The following is a 3,323-nucleotide window of genomic DNA, read 5'->3' as shown; positions in this document are numbered from 1 at the left end:
GCCTGAAATGACCCGCTCGAAGGATGATGGGCTCAGGGACACGGCATTAAGCGATAAGGAGCTCACGCAGGCCCTCGCCTCGACCTGGTCAGCGCAGCCGGGGCTGTGGGGCGCCCTGTCGACAGTGGATCACAAGGTGATCGGCCGACGCTATATCGCGACAGCTTTTGTTTTCCTGGCGCTTGGAGGGGTGCTGTCGCTGCTGATGCGGCTGCAACTGTCGCAGCCTGAAGCCAGGTTCATCGGACCCGATCGCTACAACCAGATTTTCACCATGCACGGTTCGAACATGATGTTCCTGTTCGCCGTCCCCGTCATGCAGGCGATGGCCGTCTACCTCGTGCCTTTGATGGTGGGGACACGCAACATCGCCTTCCCGCGCCTCAACGCATTTTCCTACTGGATCTATGTCGCGGGCGGCCTGCTCTTGTGGATTGCCTTCATCGTCGACACCGGCCCGGACGTCGGATGGTTCGCTTACGTGCCCTTGTCGGGGCCGCAATATGGCGTGGGGAAACGCGCCGATATCTGGGCACAGATGATCACCTTCACCGAGGTTTCCGCCCTCGCCATCGCCGTCGAGATCGTTGTGACCGTGTTCAAGCAGCGCGCGCCGGGGATGTCGCTCGACAGGATTCCGTTATTTGTCTGGTCGATGCTGGTGACGTCGTTTCTTATCATTCTGGCCATGCCGGCGATCATGATCGCAAGCACAAGCCTTATCCTCGATCGCCTTGTCGGCACGCACTTCTTCAACCCTGCCGAAGGCGGCGATGTGTTGCTGTGGCAGCATCTGTTCTGGTTCTTCGGTCATCCCGAGGTCTACATAATCTTCCTGCCGGCAGTGGGCATGGTGTCGACCATTGTAGCGACGTTTACGCGTCGGCCAGTGTTTGGCTACCTGGCGATGGTTATGGCCTTGGTGGCGACGGGGGTCCTCGCCTTCGGCCTTTGGGTCCATCATATGTTCGTTGCTGGTCTTCCACGACTGGGAGAGAGCTTTTTCACCGCCTCCAGCATGGCGATTGCAGTCCCGGCCGGATTGCAGATTTTCTGCTGGCTTGCCACCATCTGGGCGGGAAAGCCGATCTTCAAAACGCCGTTCCTGTTCGTCATCGGCTTCATGGTGATCTTCGTGATTGGCGGCCTCACCGGCGTCATGGTGGCCTCGGTTCCGTTCGATACCCAGGTCCATGACACCTATTTCGTTGTCGCCCATTTCCATTATGTCCTGGTCGGCGGCGCGGTTTTTCCGCTGCTCGGCGCGATTTATTACTGGTTCCCGAAGCTGACGGGCAAAATGATGAGCGAGACCCTTGGCCGCTGGGTCTTCGGCCTGATCTTTGTCGGCTTCAACCTGACGTTTTTTCCCATGCACATCCTGGGTCTTCAAGGCATGCCGCGTCGCATCTACACCTATCAGCCCGAGATGCCTTGGGCCGGCCTCAACATGTTCATTAGCCTTAGCGCAATCGTCCTGGCCGCTGGCTTCCTTCTGTTTTTCATCGATGCCATCCGCAGTGCCAGGTCAGGCGCCGTCGCGAGTGCTAACCCCTGGGGAGCCTCTACGCTTGAATGGGCGACGGCGTCGCCGCCGCAACCTTACAATTTTGCCAGGCTACCCGTGGTCGGCAGCAGTGAACCCCTGTGGGCGGAGGAGGCCGCCCCGCCCGTCGCCGCCGGCTTGCGGGTCGACCGTCGTGAGCTTTTGATCACCAGCGTCGTTGAGGGCATTCCGGAAGCGCGGGAATCATCGGTCGGCAATTCCATCTGGCCGCTTTGGGCAGCGCTTGCGACCACCTTAACGCTGGTCTGGTCCATATTCAGCCCATGGGCGGTTGTCTGGGGTTCCATCCCGGTCGCGGTCTCACTGATAGGCTGGTTCTGGCCCAAGGGCGTGCCGGAGGACGAGTCATGAAAGAAAACATCGTGCTCGATCTGACCGAGCTCCCAGCGCATGGCCTTGGCACCGCAAGCCCGTCATGGTGGGGAACGCTCGCTTTCATGCTCATCGAAGGGACCGGCTTTGCGCTCTCGATCGTGATCTATCTCTACCTGATGAGCCTGGCGCCGCGATGGCCATTGGGCGCCCCGCCGCCGGATCTGTTCGCCGGCACGGCGCTGACAGCCCTTCTGCTGGCAAGCCTTGTTCCCAACATCCTCCTCGCACGCTGGGCGCGCGATCAGGATCTGCGAAAGGTTCGCCTCGGATTGATCGTCATGGCCATACTGGGAATAGTGCCTCTGGTCCTGCGTGTCTTCGAGTTTCCGGCGATGCATATCAAGTGGGATCAAAACGCATACGGTTCGATTGTATGGGTTATGCTTGGCCTCCACACCACCCACATCCTGACGGATGTGATCGAGACGCTGGTACTCGCCTGCCTGATGTTTTCCCGGCATGGCGACACGCCGCGCCGGTTCGGAGATGTCAGCGACAACGCGATGTACTGGAACTTCGTGGTTGCGACGTGGTTGCCCATGTACGCCTGCCTTTATTGGATACCTCGGCTTTGAGAAAAACATGGTTGCAATGGACCGGACTTGGTGTCGCGCCGCTAGCCTGGGCGCTCAGCACCCAGCTTGGCCAGATCATGCCCTACATTGACTGCCGACAGAATAGTCCGTGGAGCGCCGTCCTCTGCGGGGTTCTTCTGGTTGTTTCGATCGCTGGCCTAACTGCAGCGCGTACGGCTTCACACGGGACGGTCCAGACCAGGCGCTTTATTGTTGACGCGGGATTTCTGATCGCGCTGGCATTTGTCTTTGCCCTGTTGTTGCAGGAGGCAGCCACGATGCTGCTGGACGCATGCCAACGCTGATCTGCGCCCTGATCTGCGGTATGATGGCCTGGCCGGCCATGGCGCATGGCGACGATGCGCATGGATTGGAGCCTGCCTGGACTTTCGATCCGTGGATGGTGGTGCCACTCGGGACGCTGGCAGTTCTGTATTGCGTGGGAGCGGCAAGACTGGCCCGACGCACAAGGCGGCCCGGGGGTATGTACCACCGCATCTGCCTTTACAGCGCTGGAATGCTCACTCTGGCTGGTGCGCTGCTGTCCCCTCTTCACTGGCTTGGCGAACACCTCTTTACCTTTCACATGATCGAGCACGAGATCGTCATGGCTGTATCGGCCCCTTTGATCGTGTTGGCGCGGCCGATTGGAATCCTGCTGTGGGGATTGCCCGCCAGGGCCCGTATGGCGGCGGGAATGCTGATGCGGGCGCCTCTATTGCGCGTGCTGTGGGACAGGAGCACAGGCGCGACCAGCGCAACCATCTTGCATGGCGTTGCAATCTGGGCCTGGCACGTTCCGATAG

The 3,323-nt window shown here is 60.0% G+C and carries 3 protein-coding genes; all 3 read left to right on the top strand.

Annotated elements, in window-relative coordinates; translation table 11 throughout:
* Nucleotides 1-7 precede the first annotated feature (7 nt).
* Nucleotides 8-1,918, top strand: a complete 1,911-nt coding sequence (gene ctaD, locus AC1DX0_RS33355) for a cytochrome c oxidase subunit I (protein WP_477223783.1) — start codon at nucleotides 8-10, stop codon at nucleotides 1,916-1,918.
* Nucleotides 1,915-2,517: a cytochrome c oxidase subunit 3 gene (locus tag AC1DX0_RS33350; protein WP_477223782.1), complete on the top strand. Its 603-nt coding sequence runs from the start codon at nucleotides 1,915-1,917 to the stop codon at nucleotides 2,515-2,517. The genes ctaD and AC1DX0_RS33350 overlap by 4 nt, the downstream gene beginning before the upstream one ends.
* 292 nt (nucleotides 2,518-2,809) lie before the next feature.
* Nucleotides 2,810-3,323: cytochrome c oxidase assembly protein (locus tag AC1DX0_RS33345; RefSeq protein ID WP_477358620.1), on the top strand; the 514-nt coding region annotated here is incomplete at its 3' end.

Source organism: Mesorhizobium sp. P3_A9, from assembly GCF_056402975.1.
This window is presented reverse-complemented; position numbering and strand designations above follow the sequence as displayed.

What these genes read in the sequence shown, in the direction of transcription:
- ctaD (WP_477223783.1), top strand. Translation starts at nt 8, where the DNA reads ATGACCCGCTCGAAGGATGATGGGCTCAGGGACACGGCATTAAGCGAT.
- AC1DX0_RS33350 (WP_477223782.1), top strand. Translation starts at nt 1,915, where the DNA reads ATGAAAGAAAACATCGTGCTCGATCTGACCGAGCTCCCAGCGCATGGC.